Below are 24,184 nucleotides of genomic sequence, written 5' to 3' on the forward strand. Positions count from 1 at the left end.
TAATAAAAAACAAACCCGACAGTTTCAAAACTGTCGGGTTTGTTTTCATGTAACTTTAGTTATTTACTTTGCAACAATAACTACTATTTTATTAAAATCAGCAGCGGCATTAATAACTGCTTTGTATTGTTCAAAACTGGTTAAAGGATAATTTATAAGGTTATAAAATTCGGTATTTTCAACCGTAATTTCATTCTTGTTTTGAGTATAGTTGCTGGTAAAAGCAGCCTCAGTTTTACCGTTAAGGTCTGTTTTGAAATCCATTATAAATTTATCCAGATTTTTAATTGTTGCCCCATCCGGTAATATAATTTTAATTTTTCTGGTGTAGTAATGAGGATAATGAATTTCTATAGGGAGTATACGTTTGTCTTTTTGATAAAGTTCCATTTGTTTTCCAATAGTCTGTCCTACAGAAAATAAGTAATTTTCCCCTGCTTTCTGGATCATCTCTTTTCCGTCAAAAGTCAGGTTTAGTTTATAAGGTTTTTTACCAATGAACTCAGTTCCGTCATTTTCGGTTGTAAGTGTTTTGTATTCGCCTTGTAAAGTATAATTTTCAGAAATATTTTTCAACATTGTTTTGTATTGATCAGCAGAAACAAAATCTTTCATTGGCTGAAAATTTAATCCGGAATAACCTCCGTATGTCATGTTGCTCGTAACCAAAGGGTTTTCAATGTCTTTTGTGAAATCGACTGTAATATCCATGTAGTCATGGGTGATTTCAGTACCAGGAATTTCAATAAAATTTACTTCTCCAATTCCCATGGAAACACCGGCAAAAACTTTTTCTTTTATAAATAACCCATTGTTGTTTCCTAAATAATTTGGAAAAAGTGGCAAGCGATATTCAATCTCAGTTGGAGTAAGGTACTTTTTAATACCTGGGAAATAAAATAAAAACTCGCTCAGATTTTCGTGACTTTCAAAATCTTTGTCAAAAGGAATTTTATAACGATTTGAAGTGAAAACAATGTTTTGGTCTATTTTGAAATATTTAAAAACCGCTGTATATAATTTTATAATATCGAGGCTATTTGCCTGCTTTGTACTAATTACATCGCTCAATGATTGTTTTGAGTCTGTATATTTGTCATAAATGATTGTTTTCTTGATCTTGTTCTCAATATTCCAAATTTGCTCCTGAAGATCTTTAGATTCAGGAATAGATTTGCAGAATGTTGCAATAACTTTTTCTTGTTTTTTATCTAAAACCGGATTAATTCGCTCATAAGTGTTGGTAGCGTATTCTTTAAAGTTATTCAGGTTTTTAGCACCGGAGTATAAATTTTGATCTAATTTGTAACGGAAAAGTTTTAATCTTACATCCCAGTTTGAATATTCTTCGTCATCTTTTAAAGCCAGTATATCTTTTTCAGAGATGCTCAGCACTTTTTTGTTTTCTAACTTTTTTTCGTCTAAAACGGGTTCACTTAGGCCATTGTACGATTTAGTCTTGAAAATTAGGTGTGCAGGAGTAATTAAATCAAAATTTAATTCAGCAATTGGGTATTCATCCTGCATTTTAATAGTGTTGCCGTTTAAATCCGGAGCTTCTTCTATTACGTAGAGTTTTTCTATTACAGCTCCTTTTTCAAGACCATTAAGAGCAAAATAATTGTATTTCATGCCTTTTTCCTCATCTACTTCTTCTTTAATATCTTTTTTGTCCAAAGTAATGACTTTTCCATTTTTTAGAATCACACGTACTTTGGTAATCAGAATATTTTCCTGATTGCCAAACGGAATGTAAACTTTATTGCTGCGTTCTATAGCATCATCAGAGTTGATGTATTTTTTTTCGTGTATTAAGCGGTACTGAGTCGCCGTATTTTTATCTACTACAACTTCTATTTTTATAGTACGGTTCAGAAAAATTTCTTTTTCGTCTTCATATTTTTTTGGAATGTCGATTTTAGTATCATTTTCGTTCCAGTCATATGTTTTAAAACTATAATCCTGTGCAAAAAAAGCGGATGTGCTTAGGATTGCAGCAAGTGTCAGGAACTTTTTGAGGAATTGTTTTTTCATTATTTTTCGAGTAAAATTATAGTTTCGTTATAATTGGTTTTTAGTTTTTTGATTGCTTCGTTCCAAGGTTCAAAATCGTTTTTATAGAGTAATAATTTTTTTTGCTTAAGGCTGATATCCAGATACAGAATGTTATTTTTTAGTTCGTAGGTAAAATGAGCTTTTATATAATCATTATCCATATCGAAGTTTTTAGGAAGGTATTTTATAGTGTGGTTTTTAGGAATTTCTAAAGTATATTGTGTTGTAAATTGAGTCAGATATTCAAATTCATATTGTGAAACACGGTCTTTTGCAATAATTGCTTTTTCTAAAAATTTATCTAAAAACAAATTCACATAAATTTCCTTATCTACTTTTATGATATAATTATCCAGATCAAAACTATAATCAATTACATAAGGTAAATCTTTGTCAGTCAGGTTTTCTTCTTTGAAATTTTTTAAGTCGAATTTATTATTTCCTTTTAAAACTAAAGATTTGATCATTTCCTGGCGCGCTTTACTGGTCGCATCACCAATCTGCATCAGGATATGGCTTCGATTGTAGCCATAACGTATCATTTTTGCAGTTCCGGTCAGTTTGCTGTTTTCGATTTTTAAATTTATCGTTTCCTTAACTTCATTCAGATTAGCCGGAACAATGGGTACCGGGTAGATTTTATATTGATTGTTTTCAGTGAATAAAACTTCTTTTCCTTGTATAAAAGCGGTTGGAATTCCGTAACGTGTTTCTTTATCCGTGCCGTCTAAAAAGACATAATCATCCCCTTTTTTGAAAACGGCAATCATATGATTATCTACTGAAGGTGTTGCCAAATCATTATATGAGTACGGAATACTTCGGGTTCCAATCCAGGCAATCGTAACATTTTTTACATTGGCATACTGAGCCATACACGAAATCATATTGCCCATGTCTTTACAGTCTCCAAACTTTCTTTCGAATACAAAACTGGCTTCACGTGGGATAAAACCTTCGTATCCGTTTTCAAAAGCAATGTATTTTATGTTTTCTTTTACCCAGTAAAAAATGCTTTTAACCTTTTCTTCATCCGTTTTTTTGTCTTTGGTAATTTCTAAAGACAGTGCTTTCAGGTCGGGATCTTCTTTTTTGTTTAGATTTTTTACAAACTGCTGATAATAATTATACAATTCAGGAATACTTCCTAAAACCGGAGTTGTTTTGCCGTTTATGGTGTATTCTTTTATATAGAAATTGATATGTGGTACTATATACAAATATCCCGGTGCATTTTCTTCATATTTAGCAGGTTTTATATCAGTCAAGATCCATTTATGAATCCATTTTCCTTTTTTTTCAGTCTTTGAATATAAAATGGATTGATTAGGATCATTGAATATCTTATAATCAATAACAATATTTTTGTCTGTTCTGATTTCCAAAGATGAATTTTGTATGGGTAAAGCATCTCCAAATATGAATTTGTGAAGCAGATGCGGATCTAAAAATTGTACCTGATAGTTGTATACTTTTTTTGCCCCGGTTTCTATGTTCGGAAACGTAAGCTGTCTCTCTTTTACGTCATTATAAAAGATGGAACTTTGCTGTGACTGCTTTTCAATACTCTGAGTTACCTTTATCTTTTTATCTTTTCCATTTTCATTGATGATTGTGTAAGCATCATAGTTTTTTAATAAAATCAAATCCGAATAAGAAAAAGATTCTTTATTATTAAAGATTCCGTTTTGGGTCAGAACCATTGACTCATGGTGATTGTCCTGTATAATTTTTAAGCCGTTATTTTCAATAGAAATATCATACACTTCAGAATTTTCCAAAATGATTTCATTGTAATCAGGATACAATGTTTTAATGTTCTGAAAAGATTTTTGTGCAATTGCCAAAATAGAATTTAAAGCGAAAAATAATGTCAGAGTAAAGGTTTTATTTGATAATTTCGACCAGTTCATCTGAATCATATTTTTTGGTTTGTGTAAGTTTTCCGGCTGTGTAAATCAAAGTGTTTCCGTGTAATTCGTCATTACTAAAAGATAAATCGGCGATAAGCATCCCATCTTCTTTAAAGTACAATTGTTTACCATCATATTCATTATTGATAAAGTTTTCTTTTTTAGATGGTTTGCCATTTGCATAATATTCAGTTCTTTCGCCTTCTAAATTGTTGTTTTTATAATTGCATTCATATTCAGGTTTTCCTTCGATATTATTGATAATAAATTTACCGTTTGTGTTTCCTTTGTCTAAAGTAAACTGAATTGCAATTTTCCCGTTAGGATAAGAAGACAAAATTTCTGAAGTCTGATTTTCTATTGTTACTTTTTCATTCAACTCTCCTGCTTTGTTTTTTCGTATAAAATACCTTGGTATATTGTCTTGATAGCCAATGATTACTAAAGCTTCTCCTTTTTGATTGTAATAAATGGCTTCTCCTTCAATAGATCCGTTTACAGCTGAGTATTCCATCATTTTTGATTTGGTGGTATAGTAACGAATCGTTTTTCCATTTTCAACTCCAAAAAGATATTCTTCAGTCAGTTTTAGATTTCCGGCATAATCGTAATATTTGCTAGTACCGTTTAATTTACCGCAATAAAAGTTTCTCTCTGAAACAGGAACTCCAAGTGGACTGTATTTTTTATATAAGTTATGGTATTTTCCGTTCAGGTATTCAGCTTCGGTTATTTTCGTTTTAAATTTATCTAATGCACTGAATTTACCATTTAAAAGACCGTTGGTCATTTCATAATTTTTGCTGTAAGTCCCATTTTGAAATGATAAACTAAATTTTCCGTTTTTGTTCTTATAATCAATTTCATTTTCGAGTTTTCCGTTTGTATCGAATGTTTTTCGATTTACCATATAACCATCTATGTAGTGCTCAATAATGGAGATGTTGCCGTTTTGAGTATAAATAAATTTGTCATAGGCAACGTCATTAGCAACCATAAATCCTTCAACACTGACTTTGCCGTTAGCATAAAAAGTTTGAAACGGTCCGTTTTGTTCTCCTTTTTCGTAATTGTAAATTTGATTTACTTTATTTCCGTCATAAGTTTCGTAGCGTCCGCTTATTGTATCGTTTGTGTAATTATATTTACTTGATAAATCACCATTTAAATAGTAATTTGTGCTGATACCACTTGTTTTTCCATTAACATATGATTCATTCAGTCTGGTGATTCCGGTAGGATATAAATAATTCCATTCTCCCGTTCTTTTTCCTTTTTCAAAAGCACCTTTTACTTTTACAGAACCATTAAAATTTTTTGTTTCAAAACTTTTTTTGGTCAAATTTACTTCTGTCCCTTTTGGTGAGGCTGAAGTAAATTGCAAACCTGATTTTAACTCTCCTGCTTTATATTTTTCTTCAAAATATTTATTTCCGTCATTATCAAAACAGCTGTATGTTTCTAATTCTCCTTTGTCATTATAAAGACTTTCATATGCTTTTTTACCATTTTCAAAATAATCTGTTGATTTGGAAATATTACCTGAAGCGTAAATGTTTTCTTTCTCTAAAGAGGTATTCGGATTGTAAGACTTGTAAGTTCCCTCAATAACTCCATTCTTATAAACGGCTTCAGATTTCACAAGTTTACCATCAAAATATTGTAGATAGTTGCCTTCAATTTTGTCGTTCAGACAATTATACGTTTCTGTTAAAGCACCCGACTCGTCATAGGAGTTATACTTTCCACTCAGTTTTCCATCCGTAAAATCAATCTCGGTTTTTTTGGTTCCAATTTCGTATAAACAAATAAAAGAACCGTTACGTTCACCATTAGTAAAATTTACTTCACAGTTTTTACCTCCATTTGGATAGTATGAAGTACTGATTCCATTGAGTTTATCATCTTTATAATTTTCTATTAATGCTAAATTTCCATTTTCATAATAGGTAGTTCTTTTTCCATCTAATTTTCCGGCAGTAAAATTTTTCTCTTCTGTCAACAGCCCTTTCTCATTATAATATTTTTGTAGCCCGTCAAGAAGTCCATTTTTAAAATTTAATTCTCCATTTAAATTTCCGTAGGCATTTAAATATTTGCATTTACCATTGAATTCCCCATTTATTTGAGGCCCAATTATAAAAGGTTTTTCATTTCTGATGGTGACAACTACATCTTCTGTGTTTCCAAAAAGATCCAGTTTTCTTTTTGCAAAAACGGACCAAAAATCTTTTAGCAAATAATCATCACGAAAAGAAGTAATTTTTTTCTTTTGTTTATTCAATTCTTTTGCAAGTTTATCTTCCATAGAGAGTAAACTGTAGTAAGAGTAACCTTCCAGCTGATTTTTCTCAACAAGATTCTTTACCCAGGGAATATAAGTTGTTTCAAAAAAGCCATCGCCCATTTTGTGTTCTGTAGCGGCATATTCTGCAATCGCCTGTACCTGACGCGTTATCTTGTCGTCGATACTCGACTTAATTTTATAAACTTTTTTTAAGGGTAGTTGATTTCTGAGGATTGTTTCAATATCTTCAAAATTATCCCCGGATTTTGAAAAAATTAATTTGTTTTCGGTAAGATAATTTTGCCCGAAATTGGCATTCAGATTTACAATTGCCTGATCAGCAAATTGTCCGGTAGGTGCTATAGCAAGATAACTCATTAATGCCAGTGTACCTTCTGTTATTTTTCCGTTTTCAAAAGCCATTATCCCTAATAAATAATGCGATAGTGCATGATTGGGATCATTTGTAATGTTTCTTTGAAGAAGATCGACTGCTTTTTGGTTTTCCTTTTTACGGATATATAGTACGGCGTAATTATACAGAAATGTAGATGAATTGGATAAATACTTTTCACCTTCTTTAAATATTTTTTCAGAGGCATCAAATTCTTTCTCATCGCTTAAAAATATAGCGTACATCCGGTATAAATCCGGATATTCAGCCATTTTTCCTTTCGAATATAAATCTTCTAAAAATGTTTTGAGTTCGCTTTTTTTATTCTGGGCACTGAGTGTTAAACCTATCTCGTATTGAGCATTTAGATATTTAGGATCTGTTTTGCTGATTTTGTAGTATTCTTTTAAGGCTTCGTCGTATTTTTCATTATCGTAGAAACTTACTCCTTTATTGATTATTGACTCGCTATTGTAAACAGATGCGTAATCAGTTTGGGAATAGTTTTTTGAAAATGAAACTAAAAAAAACACCAATAAAAGTTTTTTCATTATAGATTTAGGTTTTTCAAATATAAAAAAATTGATCAAATCCGTATCTATTATAGGTATTTCTTTATTAATTATTTTTATTTAATCTTAAGACGTAGTAATACTGGCAATAAAAGATTAAAAATGCTGAATATTTTTAGTTTTTCAGATTCAAGGATTGGTTAAAAAACGAACCCTTATAAGTCTTACAAGGGTTGTCCATAAATGATTTAGAAATAAGTTTACTCTATATCCTTAATAAACTCATCATATTCCAAATAAAACATTTCTAAGGCATTCATTTTTTCAAAAAAGAAATCAAAAATAGCATCCCAATTATTGCGATTGCTAAATCCAACCCCAGATTTTTCAACCCAGATCCGGCTGATGGTTTTGCCGCTTTCGATAGTATAATTTTTTTCAAAAACTAAATCTTTTATGAACTCTTCGTCTAAAATATTTTTTAAAGATTCTAATTTTTCAAAATAAGCAATTCGTTTTTCGTCGCTTCTGTGTTCGATGTCAATTAAGATTTGCGCTTTTTTATTATCTACATAAAATTTAAAAGAAAAATCTTTGATCTTAGTGTCGTAAAGAACCCATTTTCTGGGATATTTCTCGGCAAAAGCCACCCAGAATTCTCTTTTTAGTTTTTGTGATTCTTCTCTGCTGTACATTTTCAGGGTTTTGATTTTAGAAAACTTGTGCAACCGCGTTTTCTGGACTATATTTATATTTTATTTGAGATTCAGTTTAATTTTTTTTTTTGAGATTTAAACGGACTCTGAAAGTACAAAAATAAACTTTGATTATGGATTTTCAAGATTTTTTGCAACATGTTCCTAATTTAATTCCGATTGAACTTCCGGCTGAGAAAGCACATGTAAAAATGGCTCCTTTAGAAAGGATTCAGTTAATGAAAAACCTTGATTTATCAACTAAAAATCCAAGAATTGCTGCAGTGATGATGCTACTGTATCCTAAAAACAATAAAACACATTTAGTTTTAATTGTTCGTAATGCCTATAATGGGGTACATTCCTCTCAAATTGCTTTTCCGGGTGGGAAGTATGAAATTTCAGATGCTGATTTTCGGGAAACGGCTTTACGGGAAACTCATGAAGAAGTTGGAATCTCATCTGAAAAAATAGAAATTATAAAGGAATTTACACCAATGTACATTCCGCCAAGTAATTTTTTAGTGCATCCCTTTTTAGGAATTTCATCACAAGAGCTTTCATTTTATCCTGACATCAGAGAAGTAGCTGATATTATTGAACTTCCGCTTTCCGTTTTTTTAAATGATGAAATTATAATTGAAGCTACACTGTCTACTTCTTATGCAGCTAATATTTCGGTTCCGGCATTTAACATTCAAAATCATGTAGTTTGGGGTGCAACTGCGATGATATTAAGTGAATTAAGAGAAGTTTTGAAAATTACTTTTGAAGAAAGGATTTAAAAACGTAAATTTAATGATTTGATATTCATTACGATAACTGTTTCTTTTGGGGATTGTTTATAATAATTGCCGAAAAAATAATTTTTGTATGTTTGCGGCTCAACAAAAACACATAATTCATTGCTATGGGATTGTTTAAACGAAATCCTTTCGGACATATATTATTCATAAAAAAATGGCTGATCCGCATTTTGGGCGCCATGACGCATAGACGATATAGAGGTTTTAACGATTTACAGATTGACGGATCTGAAATAATTAAAACATTGCCGGATACCAATGTTTTGTTTATATCCAACCATCAGACTTATTTTGCTGATGTTGTGGCTATGTTTCATGTTTTTAATGCAAGTTTAAGTGGTCGTCAGGATAATATTAAAAATATCGGCTATTTATGGCAGCCAAAGATGAATATTTATTATGTGGCCGCCAAAGAAACCATGCAGGCAGGTTTGCTGCCGAGGATTTTGGCCTATGTAGGTGCTATTACAGTCGAAAGAACCTGGCGTTCCAAGGGTGTTGATGTTACAGAAAAACGTGATGTTAATCCAAATGATACTGAAAATATCAGAATTGCCTTAGAAGATGGCTGGGTAATTACATTTCCACAAGGTACCACAAAATCGTTTAAACCTGTCAGAAAAGGAACTGCACATATCATTAAACAACATAAACCTATTGTTGTTCCTATAGTTATTGACGGTTTTCGCCGTTCATTTGATAAAAAGGGGCTGCGAATGAAAAAGAAAAATATTCTCCAGTCATTTATTATTAAAGAACCTCTTGAAATTGATTATGAAAATGATACGATAGAAGAAATTGTTGAAAAAGTAGAATATGCGATAGAGCAGCATCCTTCATTTTTGAAAGTGATTCCGGCTGAAGAAATCAAACTTGAAGAAGAACTTAATGAAATGAGAAGATGGAGTTACAAGGCTCCTGAAAATGAAAATTAGATTTATAAATTAATAACTTCAAAGTAAATCTTAGAACTTTTCACTTAGTCTTCTTAGAAATCTATCTTCTTAAGTTCCTTATAATTGACATATAATCGGCGCAATAAAGTTCCGTATAGTAGTCTGTAAAAACACCAGAATATTCCAAAGAAACCTAATATTACCAGAATTAAAATACCAATAGTAAGAAACATTGCTTTTCCGTTTTCGGCTATTTTTTCTTTTAAAAATGCCATGTCAGGATTGTAAACAAAAGCAACAAAGAAACTTAGTATTGTTGTTATAACAATCATTCCTAGATTATACCAAACATAATATTGAACTGTTTTACGGGTTTTTAAAATGGCACTCATTAGGGATTTTGTCGCTACTGTCGTTGAAATGGTTTTATAATTTTTATAAAAGATAATAACAAAAATAAATACGACGATATAATTAAAGTAGGTAAGAAGTTCTAATGCTAATACAATTTCAGGATGATTTATTTTTTGTAAAACATCATCGGTATTTATAAATATATTTGAAAAAGTCCAGAAAGAAATTTCGAAAATGCTTATAATCAAAATCCACTTCACAATAGAAGATGATTTTTTATGAATCATGTTGTAAATTTCTATTTCTGAAATTTGTTGAAAAGAATCCGAGTTCTTTTTCCAGTCTTTTTTTAATAAATCCAGTTCTTTCATGGTGGTATTTTAAGGATTTAATATTTTTTTAAGTTTCCCTTTAATTCGGTTCATTTTCACACGTGCATTCACTTCGCTGATTCCTAAAGTTTCGGCTATTTCCTGATAATCTTTGTCTTCCAGATACATAAAAACCAAAGCTTTTTCAATATCATTTAGCTGATATACGGCTTTATACATCAATTTAATCTGCTCTTCTTCTTCATAATTATAGTCAACATCTTTTACAAAATGCTGATGATTTTCATATTCTACAGTCGATACGGTTCGTTTGGTTTTTCGGTATAAGGTAATGGCAGTATTTAAGGCAACACGATAGGCCCAGGTCGAAAATTTACTGTCACCTCTAAATTTAGGATACGCTTTCCAGAGCTGAATAGTGATTTCCTGAAACAAGTCTTTATGTGCATCTTCGCCGGCAGTATATAATCTACAAATCTTGTGGATTATATTCTGATTTGCCTGCAATTGCGTAACAAATGACTGTTCTAAATTTTCGCTCATAATGTATTAGTAGAGAATAAAAGTATTTTGTTACAGTGTACAAATAAAAATATTTTAGATTAAAATACAATTTTAGTAGTAATCGTAATAATTTTTAATTTTCTTTCCAACCTTTTAGCCAGAATCATACTCTATATATAAAAGCCAACTTTATGAAACCACTATTACTATTAGCCTTTCTTTTTTTAACAGTATCCGGATTTTCACAATATATATATTATGGTAATGTAAGCGATGGCGGTATTCCAGTTCCCGGTGCTTCGATTTGTGTAATCAATTCTTCAAGATGCACTACCTCAGATTTTGATGGCAATTACTCCATCGAAGTTAAAATAGGTGAACAATTGAAAATTTCTTTTATCGGAATGAAAACTAAAATCATTAGAATTACGAATCTTAATGTTCAAAAAAACGATCAAACTGTTGAATACATTTTAAGTGATGATTATAGCAAGAAATTAAAGAAACCTACAGATTCGCTAAAAATTTCTGAGCCTTCGGGAACTTTTAATTTCAATCTTTTGGACGGAATGGAGGAGGATTATCTAATGAAAATTGACAGAAGTACTGATCACGTTTATAGTTTGAGATATAAAAATGAATATCATAAATTGTCTTTTGAAGCGAGTCAGGAAATGGTTATTTCATCGCCAATGCGAATGGCTCATTATCAAAAAACATATGCACAGGGAAAAAGCGAAAACGGCAAATTAATTTATCAATCTCCTGAAACAAATCAAATTTTCAGCTGGGGTCCAAATGTTAATACTTTAGAATATTCAGCAAATTCATCTGAATATTATCCACAGGGAAATATTGTAAACAAGAAATTTGGTAATGGAAATTCAGTTCAACTTTATAATCCGAATAATTTCTTCAAAAATACAGTGGATAATAAATATTTGATAAACACTCAAATTGAAGGTCCAAAAGGAAATTTTCTAAAAATAAATTTTGCTTATAAAACAGGAAGAATCTCAATTCCAACAAGCAGAAATAATGAATTAGCGACATCGGTCAAATACTTTAGAAATGTTTCACAAAATAGCAAAATAGAAACTATTTTATCTTATGATGATTTCGAAAATAACCTTCCTAATTCAAATTTTATAGTCAATAAAATTGTTTTTGCCAATGCGGTTACGCCCATTCATTTTGATAATCGTTTTGCTTCGATATTATCAAATGGTTTACAGCGAAGTTATGCCGGGTTTGAGAATAATCCTTATTATTTAATTCAGCATAATGTGGACAAAAATAAAAGCAAAACAATCTCATTTAATTTTAATCATAAATATGCTAAACAGGATAATTCGAATACTATAAATACCAGTTTTCAATCTTCTGAAATAACAAATACAAACGGTCAGTATTTTTATTTTGCAGGAATTGCTGAACCTAATTTTAATATGAGAATAGAAAGATTTACAAATTTTTCGATTTCGGATGTTTTCAATCATACTATTGATAGCCATGGTCTTGTAGAATCAAAAATTGATTTCAGGTTTCAGGAAAGAAATTTAGCAAGAAATTATTTTACAGAATTTGCATCTCCAAATGATTTCCCTGAAGATAGCTTGAATCAAAATAAATTAAATGTTTTACAGCAGCGATTTGAAGTTTTTTTTAATGCTAATGCATTTTATACTTTTCAGGACATTCTTTCTTATTATGATGGATTGGTTTTAAAAGCCAATACCAACCTCAATTATTCTTCAACTGTTAAAGGAAAATTTATGCCCAATTTTCTTGCTTCTGCAGAAATAAGAAGGCTTTTTGATGAGCAGCTTTCGCTTACTTTCAGTCAGTCTTATAATCAGGTCGAGCCTTCTCTGCAGAACAACAATTTGAATTTTAATTCTTTGCGTTATAAAGTGGAACAGTTTAAACAACTTCAAAATAATTTAGAACTAATAACCCCTAAAAATGCCATTCCAACAGAGGAAATCAATACAAACTTAGGTCTTGCTTACAACTTAAACTACCAATGGAATTTTAATTTCACTTTCTACCATAAAAGAGTTGAAAACTTATACGTTCCCAATTTTAATCAGAATATTGTTAATTGGTCGCCTGATGTAAATTATAAACAGAATGGCGTTGAATTTGAAATACAAAAAACATTTAACGACAGAGATCTTACCTATAATTTCAATTTCAATTTTACTCATTATAAAAATAAAGTAGTAAGTCTGAATAATAATCTTAGCCGAATTCCATTTGCCGGTTTTAAAGATGTAAACAAAAATTATATTGTTGGACAGCCGCTTGGAGTTATTGTAGGGAGTAGTTATTTAAGAGATAATAATCAAAATATAATAATTGATGATGATGGTTTCCCGATGGAAGATTCAGACCCGAAAATTTTGGGAGATCCAAATCCGGATTTTGTTGTTGGCTTTTTCAATACATTTAAATATAAAAATTTAACACTAAATCTTTCTTTCGATTGGAGTCAGGGTGGCCAAATGTGGAACGGAACCCAACAGACCTTAAATTATTACGGCAAATCTGAAGTAACCGAAAAACAGCGAAATAATGCCAATTATGTTTTTAAAGGGGTTACTCAGGACGGCTCGAAGAATACAAAAGCAGTTTCTTTTTATGATGTCAGCCTTCCGGTAGAACAAAATCGCTGGACCAGATACGGAATTGAAGGTGTTGCAGAAGACGCTATCGAAGATGCCACCTATTTTAGGTTGAATTCCATCAGTTTGTCTTATTCCAACAACTCATATTATTCACCGAAAAAATTAAATTATACCCTTTCATTTTTTGTAAACAACGTATTTGTTTTGTCTAAAAGCAAGACAGCCTTTAGTAGTAATTCGATGTTTAATTCTTTAGATTCTGGCGGATTAGATTATTTCAATGCGCCCATGATGAGAAGTTTCGGTTCATCTTTAACCATTAAATTTTAGTACGATGAAAAACTTAAAATACATAATGTTTTTACTTTTATTCCAGGCTGTAAAAGCGCAAACAACAGAAAGTGACTGGAATGCTGTTTATCAAAAATCAATTACAGAGAAAGTTTATCTTCAGCTCAATAATGTGTTATATGTTCCAGGAGAAACTGTTTATTTTAAAGCATATATTGCTGAAAATGATAACAGTCCAACCACTTTGAGCGATTATCTTTATATCGATTTGTTTGACGGAGCCAATAAAAAAATAACAACTCAAAACTATGCAATAGAGCATGGAAATGTAACAGGCTCTTATAAAATTCGCGAAAATGGAGCTGCAGGAATGTACAAAATCAAGGCATATACGAGAATTCAGAATCAGACTTCGGAAAATATTTTTGAAAAGACCTTTTTTGTGCAGAAGGTCGTTTCACCCAGAATTTTGATGACACTCGATTTTAAGAAAAAAGCGTATGGAAAAGGTGAAATTTGTGAAGCTGATTTTGAACTTAAAAATTTAGAAAGTCAGCCCATACGGAATTATGCTTTTAACTATGATATTTTCATTGCCGGAAAAAAGATAGATTCGCTTCATGGAAAAACGGATGAATCAGGAAAAGCAGTGGTACGATTCAGACTTCCAGATGACTTAAAATCTAATGACGGAATACTTAATGTAATGCTGGATTATGATAATTTCAAAGAATCGGTAACGCGTTCAATTCCTATAAATTTAAATTTTATAGATCTGCAATTTTTACCCGAAAGTGGAAATTTTGTTTTAAACCAGGCTTCGACATTGTTTTTTATAACCAAAAACGAATTTGGGCGGCCAATGGATTGTGCCGGTTTTATCGAAGATGAAAAGGGGAATAAAATCACCGGTTTTAAAAGCCTTCATGATGGAATGGGGAATGTGATTTTAAAAACAGAAGAAAACAAAAAATATTTTGCAGTGGTTACTTCGCCATTTAAATCCGAAGAAAAAATAGAATTGCCATTAGCTAAAAAAAGTGCTTTTGTCATAAATGCAATGAAGAATACCGAAAGTGTTGCTCTGAAAATTTATGCACCATTAGCGATTGATGCTAAAGTCTTAATTCGAAATATAGCTAAGGTTCATCAGTCAGTCGGTTTAAATTTGAAACCGGGATGGAACTCATTAGATATTAAAACAAAAGATTTTCCTGTTGGCATTCAGTCATTTTCGTTACTCGTTGAAAACAAAATCGTAGCAGAAAGACTTGTTTTTTTAAATTATCAGGATGGCCTCAGAATAGAAATAAAAACAGATAAACAAACTTATGTATCAAGAGAAAAAGTAAAGGTTTCAATTGTTACAAAAGATAAAAACAATGTCCCAATTGCATCGAACATCTCAGTTTCGGTAGTCGATTCAAAACTCCTTACTTATATGGATGACAAGCAGGATAATATCTTGTCATGGCTGTTTCTTGGGACCGAGTTAAAAGGAAGGATTTATGAGCCAAGATTTTATTTTGATGTTAATAAAGACCTGAAGGTAAAAGAGCAGGTGATTGATTTGCTATTAAATACACATGGCTGGAGAAAATACAATCAGGAAAATCTTGAGAAATTACTTTCTGAAAGAAAAAACTTTGCACCTGAAAAAGGGAATGTAATTGAAGGTTTTGTGCAAAATAATAAACAAAAACCTGTTTCTGCAAAGGTTCTGTTTTTTACAGATAAAGGAAGAGTTTATGAGACAAAAAGCAATTCAAGCGGTTATTTTATGTTCAATCGAATTCCGTTTACAGATTTGGCTTATTTGGCAGTTGAAAGTAAAAATAGTCGTCAATATACTATAACAAACTCAATTTCAAACGAAACTGCTTTTCTTATAATGAAGGACACACTTTCGAATAAAGATATTCTGGAAGTAAGTTATAATGATTTTAAACCTAAAAAAGAGTCAGTAAATACAAAACCAATTGTAAATACAATTTTATTGGATCAGGAAAATAATTCTCTTAATGAAGTTGTGGTTGTAGGATACGGTTACCAAAGAAAATCATCATTAACAGGATCAATGTCAGTTATTATGCGTCAGGATATTTCTTCCTCGTTGAATGGCAGAGCCGCAGGCCTTCAAATTACATCTACATCCGGGCAGCCAGGCGGAGCTAATGCAGTTAGAATTCGTGGCGCATCATCAATTTATGGAAGCCGGTCAGCAAGCCAGCCCTTGATTGTTGTAGATGGAATTCCATATGCAAACAATGAAAATTCTTCTATTTTAGGAACATTGTCACCTAATTCAATCGAATCAATTGTAGTATTGAAAGACGCTTCTGCGACATCCTTGTATGGTTCAGGCGGTGCGTATGGTGTTATTTTGGTGACAACAAAAAATAAATTGCTGAACGGAAATATTATTTTAGGAAAAAAGCATCATTATACTTTTCAGAATATTTTAAAATCGGTTAAAAAACCGCTCAATGAGGCAGATTATTTTTATGTGCCAAAATACACATCAACAATTATTGAAGAAAAAAATGATTTTAGAAGCTGTATATACTGGAATCCCATTGTGCAGACAAATAATAAAGGTGAGGCCAATTTTGAATTTTACAATTCTGATGATAACACATCTTTCAGGATAGTGGCAGAAGGAACTTCTTATAAAGGAGATATCGGAAGATCAGAAGTATCCTATGCTGTAAAAGAATTGATTCAGAGTGATGTAAAAGTTCCCGTTTATGCTTCACAGGAAGATATTATTCGCATACCAATTTGGTTAAAAAATAATTCTGAGAACAATTTGAAACTAAATTGCAAAGTTGATTTTGATAAAATAGCATACAATAATCCATTTATAGAATTAAAATCAAATGAAACCAAAACGATTTATATTTCAATAACCGCTAATAAAATTGGAAAAAAACTTCCTTTAGAAATTACGTTGGAAGGGGAAAATTACAAAACTAAAATCCTAAAGTCTATTGATGTCTATGCAAAAGGTTTTCCGATGAATATTGACATTGCCGGAACTAAATCACATAATGCAGATTTTATAATTACAAATCCGTTGCCTGATTCTGTTGATGCAGGCTTTAAACTATTGTATAATCCATTTTCTTCAATTTTTGACGGATTGCAAAGTACGATGCTGGAGCCTTCAGGATGTTTTGAGCAGGTTTCATCATCAAATTATCCTAATATCATGGCAATGCAATTATTGAAATTCAGAAATACATCACCTGAATTTAAAGAAAAAGCTTTGAAATACTTAGAGACAGGATACAATAAGTTAAGAAATTATGAATCAAAAGAAGGAGGTTACGAATGGTACGGCGGAAATCCGGGCAATGAAGCTTTAACGGCTTATGGCTTATTACAGTTTAATGAAATGAAGGAATTTATCAATATAGATAAAAATTTAATTGAAGGAAATTTAAAGTGGCTGAACTCCAGAAAAGACAATAAAGGCGGTTTTAATCAAAATCCGGCAAAATATGGCTTCTCGGGAATTAAGTATGTAGTAAATAATGCTTACATAGTATATGTTTTATCTGAAGTAGGTCAAAAAGATTTTCATAAACAATATGAAACTGCTTTTAATGAAGCTTTAGAAAGCAAAGATCTGTACCGAATGGAATTGATGGCTTTGACTTCTTTTAATTTGAATAAAATGCAGGAATATAAACAATTGATGAAATTAATTAAAGCTGCAATTGAGAAACAGAAATTCAAAGATTTAAAAGCAGAGCAATCAATCATCAATAGTTATGGAAGATCGATGAGTACAGAGATTGCCTCACTCTATGCGCTGGCTTTACTGAAAGAGGGGCAAATTACAAGAGAGGTTTCTGATGCGTTAGATTATATTCAGTCTTCTAAAAGTGTTTATGGGTTTGGATCCACGCAAGCTACAGCACTGGCTTTGAAAGCGATTACAGAATATACTAAAATTGCTTCTTATACAGCACCTTTGAGGGATGCAATGCTGAATCTGAACAATCAGCCAATTGATGTTTCTCAGAAAGAAAAAGATGGAAATGTCATTTTGAAAAATCTCAATGTGAATGCAGGAAATAATAATTTTTCCATTCAAATTCCAGATGAAGCTTCAGTGCCTTATTTGTTTTATGTGCAATATCAAACATATATCCCAAATAATTCTAACAATTGTAAGTTAGCTTTAAAAACAAAGATTGCAAACAATGCAGTAAAAATAAGTGAAACAGCAAGAGTTGAAATTGAAATACAAAATAAAAGTACTCTACAGCTTTCGAATCCAATTGCAAGAATAGGAATTCCGGGAGGATTGACACCAGAGCCTTGGCAATTAAAAGAATTGGTAGAGAAAAACATAGTCGATTATTACGAAATATTTGATAGCGAATTGGTATTGTATTTCAGAAAATTAGACGGTAGGGAAAACAGAAAAGTGAACATAGATTTAAAAGCTATTATTCCCGGAAAGTACAAAGGAGTCGCTTCATCTGTGTATTTATATTATGAAAATGAAAATAAAAACTGGAATTCAGGAATAGAAGTTGAAGTTGTTCCTTAGTTTTATTTAGAATTATCCTAACAGGTTTTAAAACCTGTTAGGTGTTTTCTTAATACATGAAAAAATTAAAATTCTTTTGTTTTATAATAATTCACCATCAAATCTACAAATTTACTATAGCCTTCCATTCCGTCTTTTTGATTATTTGTTTTTAAGAAATTATCATAGACAAAATGAAAGCCTTTATCTATGAAAGTGTCGTATTGTCTCCAGAAATCATGACTTTCTTTGTAATTTTTCAAAATACCTTTATGAGTTTGTTTCTTTAATTGTTTGAAAATTTCCTCATTTTTAACCTGCCAGATTCCTAAACAATAACGCAGTGCAAAACTATAACCTGAGTATTGATAATACAAGTTTTCATTCTTAACAGATGCGAGAACGCCAATGAAATTACACTCACTTTCGCTTGCAAAACCCATTTGATGTGCCATTTCATGTGAACTTGTCATAGGGAAGTTATACATAGGTAATAAATCATTTACTTGTGCTTCATTGGTAAAAGGATTCAGATACCCTCCAAAACCCATATAAGTCAGTGGAATGCTGAATAAAGATTTTTTAACACTTAAAATTTCATATTTAAAATACGGATGTTCCTTGGCTAAATTGTTATAGCCGTTTAAATTCATTTGAAAAACCTCTTTTTGAGAATAAGGGAAAGCTACTTTTAAGCTGTCGTTTTTGGTAATCTGTAACTGAATTTCATTCGTTTTGACAATTAATCTTTTGGTAAAAGCTAACAATTCAGCATCCGTATATTCTTTTTTAATATTCATTTTTAGAAAAAGCGGTTCACGGTAATAGTTAAAAGCCCATAAAAGATGAAAGAAAAAGTAGAAAATAGATATTTTGCCTAAGATTGTTAGAAGATGATCTTTCCAGTCTGCCTTCCACGTTTTTCTGATTTTCCAAAACCAGCAGATGATAGAAAGAATTAAAATCGCATAAATGCAGTCGCCAACAGAAAACGGAATTTTTCCTAAAAGTGTTCTGGAGAAATGTGAAATTCTGATATATAAATTATTGCTGTAAGCGCCTTCAACAAAATCCGGAAAAAACGGCAGGATTTTTAAAAAGAGAATCTGTACAAGAAGAAAAAGAGGTAAAATGTATTTTGATTTCACAGTGTAATTTTTGGATACGTAAATATAAATACAATATTAGTATTAAAAAATATTGCATTCAGGGGATTTGGTTTTAAGTGCTAATTCGTGAAATTTGTAGCAAAAAAGAATTTAAACTTTGTAACTTTGGAGCTCTTAATTGTTAAACATCAAACAAAATATATGAGTCAGGAAATAAGAAATCTGGAGCCAAAAGCACTTTGGAATAAATTTGCAGATTTAAATGCCGTTCCACGTCCGTCAAAAAAGGAAGAACGTGTAATTGAGTTTATGAAAAACTTTGGAAAAAGCTTAGGTTTAGAAACTTTTGAAGACGAAATCAGAAACGTAATCATAAGAAAACCGGCAACCCCGGGAATGGAAAATCGCAAACCAATCGTAATGCAGGGGCACCTTGATATGGTACACCAAAAAAATGCCGATACCGTTTTTGATTTTGATACTCAGGGGATCGATATGTATGTCGATGGTGACTGGGTGCGTGCTCGAGGAACTACACTTGGGGCTGACAATGGGCTGGGAGTAGCCACGATTATGGCGATTCTGGAAAGCAAGGATATTCCGCATCCTGCAATTGAAGCTTTGTTTACAATTGATGAAGAAACCGGAATGACAGGCGCATTAAATTTGAAAGGCGGAATTTTGCAAGGTCAGATTTTGTTGAATCTGGATACTGAAGAAGACGATGAAATTGATATAGGCTGTGCCGGAGGAATAGATGTAACGGCAACAAGAACCTATCACGAAGAAGAAGTTCCGGAAGGTTCTGTAGGATATACCATTACAGTAAAAGGATTAAATGGTGGACATTCAGGAATGGATATTCATAAAGGGTTAGGTAATGCCAACAAAATCATGAACCGTCTGTTATTTGATGCTTTTGAAAACTTTGGATTGCAGGTTGCTGAGATTAACGGAGGAAGTTTGCGAAATGCGATTCCGAGGGAAAGTGTTGCAAAAGTCATTATTTCTGAAATGTTCGATGAAGCCTATATTTTTGATATGCAGGAAATCATCAACGATATTAAAACAGAATATAAAACCACAGAGCCAAACTTGTCTATTGAAATTGTAAAAGGGGATCTGCCTGAAAAAGTAATGGATTTAGGAGTTCAGGAAGGAATTATCAGAGCAATTTATGCCGCTCATAACGGTGTTTACAGAATGAGCGCTGATATGGCTGATTTAGTAGAAACTTCAAATAATATAGCCCGTATTATCATCAAAGATGGCGAAATTTTAGTGGGATGCCTGACACGTTCTTCTGTTGAAACTTCAAAATTTGATCTGGCGAATTCATTGCGTTCAGCTTTTGAATTAGTAGGCTGTGAAGTGGAGCTTTCAGGTTCTTATCCAGGTTGGACACCAAACGTAAATTCTGAAATATTAGAGGTTTTAAAGGATATTTACGAAAAACAAAATGGAGAAAAACCTAAAGTGGTGGCTTGTCATGCTGGCTTGGAGTGTGGAATTTTAGGAACTAATTATCCTGATATGGATATGATTTCTTTCGGACCGACAATTCACGGGGCACATTCTCCTGATGAAAGAGCCAGTATTTCATCTGCTCAGAAATACTGGAAATTTGTTTTGGCAATTCTTTCGAATATACCGGTTAAATAATAAAACTTTAGTGTTCAGTTTTTTAGTTTTCAGTTAAAACCTGCCAACTAAAAAACTGAGCACTTCTACTTCTTTAATCTCTTTTCGGAGTGTTTTTCTTCTCTCTCTTTTCTTCTTTTTTTTCTTTAGCCGTTTTTAGTGGTTCTTTTTTTGCTGTTTTTTTAGCATCCTGACTCTTTGCCATAATATATTTATTTTAATTTAAATTATTTATATACAGGTAAATGTATGCTTTTTAAAATCTTAAAAGCACAAAAAAATCCCCAATTTCAAAAATTGAGGATTAGTATGTGTTTTATAATTGAAATTAATTTCGTTTCAATACCTTATATTGCTCATAACAGGCGCTTATAGCATCCATAATCTGTAAATCATTTGCTTCCTGAATAAAAGCTTCTGAGTAGCTGCAACGCTCTAAAATTTGAGGAATTTCATCTTTGCTTATCCCTAAAAGAACAGCTACTGTTTCACGATCATATTTTGATTCTAATAAATTCCGAACAGTATCATCTTTTCTCATTTCTTTGAGTTTTTTGAGTTCTCTTCCGTTTTTGCCAAAGAAATTATATAACATATCAGCGGGATTAAAAATAGAACCCAAAACTTTTCCGAAAGCGTTTGGAGAATATTCACCTGCTTCGTAACCTTGTGTAAGGCCGGAAATGCTGTAACGGTAGTTTTCTTTTGTTGGAATTAATTTCGAATCAACTTCAAGGTAACCGGTTAAATTAAAAGGAGCAATAACAACTTCTTCAAGAGCAATTGCTTTTTCTGTAAGCTGAATTCTTGTAACTTTATTTTTTACCCAGTCGTTTGTTACTCTGATTCTTAAAGATTGAAAACCTAAAATAGAAAAATGAAGTGTATCATTAACCTGAACATCTATTTCAAAATACCCTTTTCCATCAGACATAGCACCACGCACTTTATTGGTGTTAATGACATTTACATTAGGAATAGGCTCTTTACTATTATCGTTATAAATGTAACCAGAAACCCTTTGAGGAACTGTAGATACAGTTTCTTGTGCGAAACCGATGGTTGATAATAGTGTAAAAAAGAAAACTGCGAAATATTTCATATCCTGATTTAAAGCACTAAAAGTAGTAAATCGGGATTAAATATTTCGCAGTATCATAATATAATTATCAGAAAATTAACAAAGACAGTAATAGGATTCTTAGATGTAAGAAAAAATCCCAAATTCCAATTATATCTGGAATTTGGGATTTGTATTTTTAAGATATTAAATTATTTAATCTCTTCTTGGTCTTCTTGGTCTTGGCGAATCACCAAAGCTTTCTGAACGTCTTGGAGCTCTGTCTGAACCTCCTTCGTTTCTTTTGAAACCTCCTTCTCTTGGTGCAGAATTTCTTTCACTTCTAAATCCTCCTCCAGAACCTTCGCGTCTTGGAGCTGAACTTCTTTCACTTCTGAATCCACCACCGGAACCTTCACGTCTTGGAGCAAAGTTTCCTTCTCTTCTTGGTCCGCCAGAACTACGTCCGCCGCCACGGTTATTGTGGTCACGTCTTCCGCCACCGTCATTTTTAGAAATTTCAACATTAATGCGACGTCCTTCTAGTTGTACGTTGTTTAATACTTCCATTACTTTGTCAGTGTGTTCCGGATCAGTATTGAAGAATGAGAATCCTTCTTTTACATCTACTTTAAAAACGTCATCACGACCTAAGTCTAATGTTTCTTTTAAGTAATCTTTTAGCGTCATCCAGTCAAAATTATCTCTTGAACCGATGTTTACAAAATAACGAACTGCTCCGTTATTATTGAATTCTCTTGGCTCAGAATCATTTCTTTCGCGTCTTTCACCAGATTGAGAAGATAAATCTCTGTTTTTCTTGTAATAAGCAATGAAACGATTAAATTCTACTGAAACCATTTTCTTAATCAGTTCTTCTTTAGATAAATCTTCAAGAACATTGTTGATTGCTGGTAAGTAGTTGTCAATTTCGTGATCAACCTCAGTATCTTTAATTTTGTTTGCTAAGTGTAACAACTGAATTTCGCAGATTTCGATTCCCGATGGAATAGATTTTTCTTCGAATTTTTGTTTGATAATTCTTTCAATAGAAGAAATTTTACGCAATTCACTTTTAGTAACAATTACGATTGAAGTTCCTAATCTTCCGGCTCTACCGGTACGTCCTGAACGGTGGTTGTAAGTTTCAATTTCGTCAGGTAACTGATAGTTTACTACGTGAGTAATATTATCAACGTCAATTCCACGTGCAGCAACGTCAGTAGCTACAAGCATCTGAATTTGTCTTCCACGGAAAGATTTCATAACCCCGTCACGCTGTGCCTGAGATAAATCTCCGTGCAAAGCAGCAGCACTATATCCATCTTCTATTAATTTTTCAGCTACAGCTTGTGTGTCACGTTTTGTTCTACAGAAAACTACTGAGAAAATATCCGGATTAGCATCGGCGATACGTTTTAAAGCTTCGTAACGATCACGTGCATTCACTAAATAAAATTCGTGAGAAACTGTTGCAGATCCTGAATTCTTTGTCCCAACTGTAATTTCTAATGGGTCACTCATAAATTGTTTTGCAATTCTGGCAACCTCTTGTGGCATAGTTGCAGAGAACAACCATGTACTTTTTTCATCCGGAGTATCGGATAAAATGGATACGATATCCTCATAAAATCCCATGTTCAACATTTCGTCAGCCTCATCAAGAACACAGTAATCTATGTTTTTAATGTTTACCAATCCTCTGTTGATCATGTCCTGCATTCTTCCCGGAGTAGCCACAATAATTTGTGCTCCTCTCTTAATGTCCCTAGCTTGCTCTGTAATACTAGCCCCGCCGTAAACTGCTACCACATTAATACCTTTCTCGTACTTTGAGTAGTTTTTAAGTTCGTTGGTAATCTGTAAACAAAGTTCTCTTGTTGGCGATAAAACTAATGCCTGTGTATTTTTGTTGTCAGCATCAATTTTTTGAATTAGCGGAAAACCGAAAGCTGCCGTTTTCCCTGTCCCTGTCTGAGCCAACGCAACCATATCTGTATCTTTTTCCAATAATAGGGGAATCGCTTTCTCCTGTACTTCTGACGGATTCTCAAATCCTAGATCTAAAATCGCCTTCAGTAACGATTCATTCAATCCTAATTGTTCAAATTTATTCATATGTATTTTTAAAATAGGGTGCAAAATTACTGTTAATTATTCAG

The 24,184-nt window shown here is 32.1% G+C and carries 14 protein-coding genes; 5 read left to right on the top strand and 9 right to left on the bottom strand.

What is annotated here, in order from left to right:
* Positions 1-63 precede the first annotated feature (63 nt).
* The 4 genes from DMB68_RS01575 to DMB68_RS01590 all read right to left on the bottom strand — a co-directional run bounded on the left by DMB68_RS01575 (position 64) and on the right by DMB68_RS01590 (position 7,856).
* Positions 64-2,034, bottom strand: a complete 1,971-nt coding sequence (locus tag DMB68_RS01575; RefSeq protein WP_110344927.1) for a DUF3857 domain-containing protein — start codon at positions 2,032-2,034, stop codon at positions 64-66.
* Positions 2,034-3,968 (bottom strand): DUF3857 domain-containing protein, encoded by a 1,935-nt coding sequence (locus DMB68_RS01580; protein WP_165830073.1) that lies wholly within the window; start codon positions 3,966-3,968, stop codon positions 2,034-2,036. The genes DMB68_RS01575 and DMB68_RS01580 overlap by 1 nt, the downstream gene beginning before the upstream one ends.
* The gene (locus tag DMB68_RS01585) at positions 3,943-7,200 is read right to left on the bottom strand and encodes a toxin-antitoxin system YwqK family antitoxin (protein ID WP_110344929.1); all 3,258 of its coding nucleotides are present in this window, start codon (positions 7,198-7,200) and stop codon (positions 3,943-3,945) included. Before DMB68_RS01585 ends, DMB68_RS01580 begins: the two co-directional genes overlap by 26 nt.
* Positions 7,201-7,421: 221 nt before the next feature.
* A complete protein-coding gene (locus DMB68_RS01590) occupies positions 7,422-7,856 on the bottom strand; it encodes a DUF4268 domain-containing protein (protein WP_110344930.1) in 435 nt (144 codons plus the stop codon).
* 134 nt (positions 7,857-7,990) lie between these two features.
* Here DMB68_RS01590 and DMB68_RS01595 point away from each other — a divergent pair, with 134 nt between their 5' ends.
* Together DMB68_RS01595 and DMB68_RS01600 are read left to right on the top strand one after the other, a co-directional pair.
* Positions 7,991-8,641, top strand: coding sequence for an NUDIX hydrolase (locus tag DMB68_RS01595; protein ID WP_110344931.1), 651 nt, complete (start codon positions 7,991-7,993; stop codon positions 8,639-8,641).
* Positions 8,642-8,766: 125 nt separating this feature from the next.
* Positions 8,767-9,597: a lysophospholipid acyltransferase family protein gene (locus DMB68_RS01600; protein WP_110344932.1), complete on the top strand. Its 831-nt coding sequence runs from the start codon at positions 8,767-8,769 to the stop codon at positions 9,595-9,597.
* 53 nt (positions 9,598-9,650) lie between these two features.
* Here the strand turns inward: DMB68_RS01600 and DMB68_RS01605 are convergent, their stop codons facing one another.
* Both DMB68_RS01605 and DMB68_RS01610 read right to left on the bottom strand, forming a co-directional pair.
* Positions 9,651-10,283 carry a hypothetical protein gene (locus DMB68_RS01605; RefSeq protein WP_110344933.1) on the bottom strand — a complete coding sequence of 211 codons (633 nt, stop codon included), beginning with the start codon at positions 10,281-10,283 and terminating at the stop codon, positions 9,651-9,653.
* A gap of 9 nt (positions 10,284-10,292) precedes the next feature.
* Positions 10,293-10,787 carry an RNA polymerase sigma factor gene (locus DMB68_RS01610; protein ID WP_110344934.1) on the bottom strand — a complete coding sequence of 165 codons (495 nt, stop codon included), beginning with the start codon at positions 10,785-10,787 and terminating at the stop codon, positions 10,293-10,295.
* Between the two features lie 152 nt (positions 10,788-10,939).
* On the opposite strand from DMB68_RS01610, the gene DMB68_RS01615 reads away from it, so the two are divergent.
* Both DMB68_RS01615 and DMB68_RS01620 read left to right on the top strand, forming a co-directional pair.
* The gene (locus DMB68_RS01615) at positions 10,940-13,708 is read left to right on the top strand and encodes a carboxypeptidase-like regulatory domain-containing protein (protein ID WP_110344935.1); all 2,769 of its coding nucleotides are present in this window, start codon (positions 10,940-10,942) and stop codon (positions 13,706-13,708) included.
* Between the two features lie 4 nt (positions 13,709-13,712).
* Positions 13,713-18,233, top strand: coding sequence for a TonB-dependent receptor plug domain-containing protein (locus DMB68_RS01620; RefSeq protein ID WP_110344936.1), 4,521 nt, complete (start codon positions 13,713-13,715; stop codon positions 18,231-18,233).
* Positions 18,234-18,298: 65 nt separating this feature from the next.
* On the opposite strand, the gene DMB68_RS01625 is transcribed toward DMB68_RS01620, so the two are convergent.
* Positions 18,299-19,360, bottom strand: a complete 1,062-nt coding sequence (locus DMB68_RS01625; RefSeq protein ID WP_110344937.1) for a DUF3810 domain-containing protein — start codon at positions 19,358-19,360, stop codon at positions 18,299-18,301.
* A 162-nt stretch (positions 19,361-19,522) separates the two neighbouring features.
* Between DMB68_RS01625 and DMB68_RS01630 the strand changes: the two genes are divergently transcribed.
* Positions 19,523-20,983, top strand: coding sequence for an aminoacyl-histidine dipeptidase (locus DMB68_RS01630; protein WP_110346311.1), 1,461 nt, complete (start codon positions 19,523-19,525; stop codon positions 20,981-20,983).
* Positions 20,984-21,290: 307 nt separating this feature from the next.
* On the opposite strand, the gene DMB68_RS01640 is transcribed toward DMB68_RS01630, so the two are convergent.
* Both DMB68_RS01640 and DMB68_RS01645 read right to left on the bottom strand, forming a co-directional pair.
* Entirely contained in the window at positions 21,291-22,064 is a 774-nt protein-coding gene (locus tag DMB68_RS01640; RefSeq protein WP_110344938.1) for a carboxypeptidase-like regulatory domain-containing protein, read from the bottom strand.
* Positions 22,065-22,238: 174 nt separating this feature from the next.
* Positions 22,239-24,140 (bottom strand): DEAD/DEAH box helicase, encoded by a 1,902-nt coding sequence (locus DMB68_RS01645; RefSeq protein WP_110344939.1) that lies wholly within the window; start codon positions 24,138-24,140, stop codon positions 22,239-22,241.
* Between the last annotated feature and the right edge of the window lie 44 nt (positions 24,141-24,184).

This window comes from Flavobacterium hydrophilum (assembly GCF_003202405.1).
Taxonomy (GTDB): domain Bacteria; phylum Bacteroidota; class Bacteroidia; order Flavobacteriales; family Flavobacteriaceae; genus Flavobacterium; species Flavobacterium hydrophilum.

Bases quoted from the DNA above. Each gene is read 5' to 3' on its own strand.
- DMB68_RS01610 (WP_110344934.1), bottom strand. From the start codon at position 10,787: ATGAGCGAAAATTTAGAACAGTCATTTGTTACGCAATTGCAGGCAAAT.
- DMB68_RS01580 (WP_165830073.1), bottom strand. From the start codon at position 3,968: ATGAACTGGTCGAAATTATCAAATAAAACCTTTACTCTGACATTATTT.
- DMB68_RS01640 (WP_110344938.1), bottom strand. From the start codon at position 22,064: ATGAAATATTTCGCAGTTTTCTTTTTTACACTATTATCAACCATCGGT.
- DMB68_RS01595 (WP_110344931.1), top strand. From the start codon at position 7,991: ATGGATTTTCAAGATTTTTTGCAACATGTTCCTAATTTAATTCCGATT.
- DMB68_RS01645 (WP_110344939.1), bottom strand. From the start codon at position 24,140: ATGAATAAATTTGAACAATTAGGATTGAATGAATCGTTACTGAAGGCG.
- DMB68_RS01630 (WP_110346311.1), top strand. From the start codon at position 19,523: ATGAGTCAGGAAATAAGAAATCTGGAGCCAAAAGCACTTTGGAATAAA.
- DMB68_RS01620 (WP_110344936.1), top strand. From the start codon at position 13,713: ATGAAAAACTTAAAATACATAATGTTTTTACTTTTATTCCAGGCTGTA.
- DMB68_RS01615 (WP_110344935.1), top strand. From the start codon at position 10,940: ATGAAACCACTATTACTATTAGCCTTTCTTTTTTTAACAGTATCCGGA.
- DMB68_RS01575 (WP_110344927.1), bottom strand. From the start codon at position 2,034: ATGAAAAAACAATTCCTCAAAAAGTTCCTGACACTTGCTGCAATCCTA.
- DMB68_RS01585 (WP_110344929.1), bottom strand. From the start codon at position 7,200: ATGAAAAAACTTTTATTGGTGTTTTTTTTAGTTTCATTTTCAAAAAAC.
- DMB68_RS01605 (WP_110344933.1), bottom strand. From the start codon at position 10,283: ATGAAAGAACTGGATTTATTAAAAAAAGACTGGAAAAAGAACTCGGAT.
- DMB68_RS01600 (WP_110344932.1), top strand. From the start codon at position 8,767: ATGGGATTGTTTAAACGAAATCCTTTCGGACATATATTATTCATAAAA.
- DMB68_RS01590 (WP_110344930.1), bottom strand. From the start codon at position 7,856: ATGTACAGCAGAGAAGAATCACAAAAACTAAAAAGAGAATTCTGGGTG.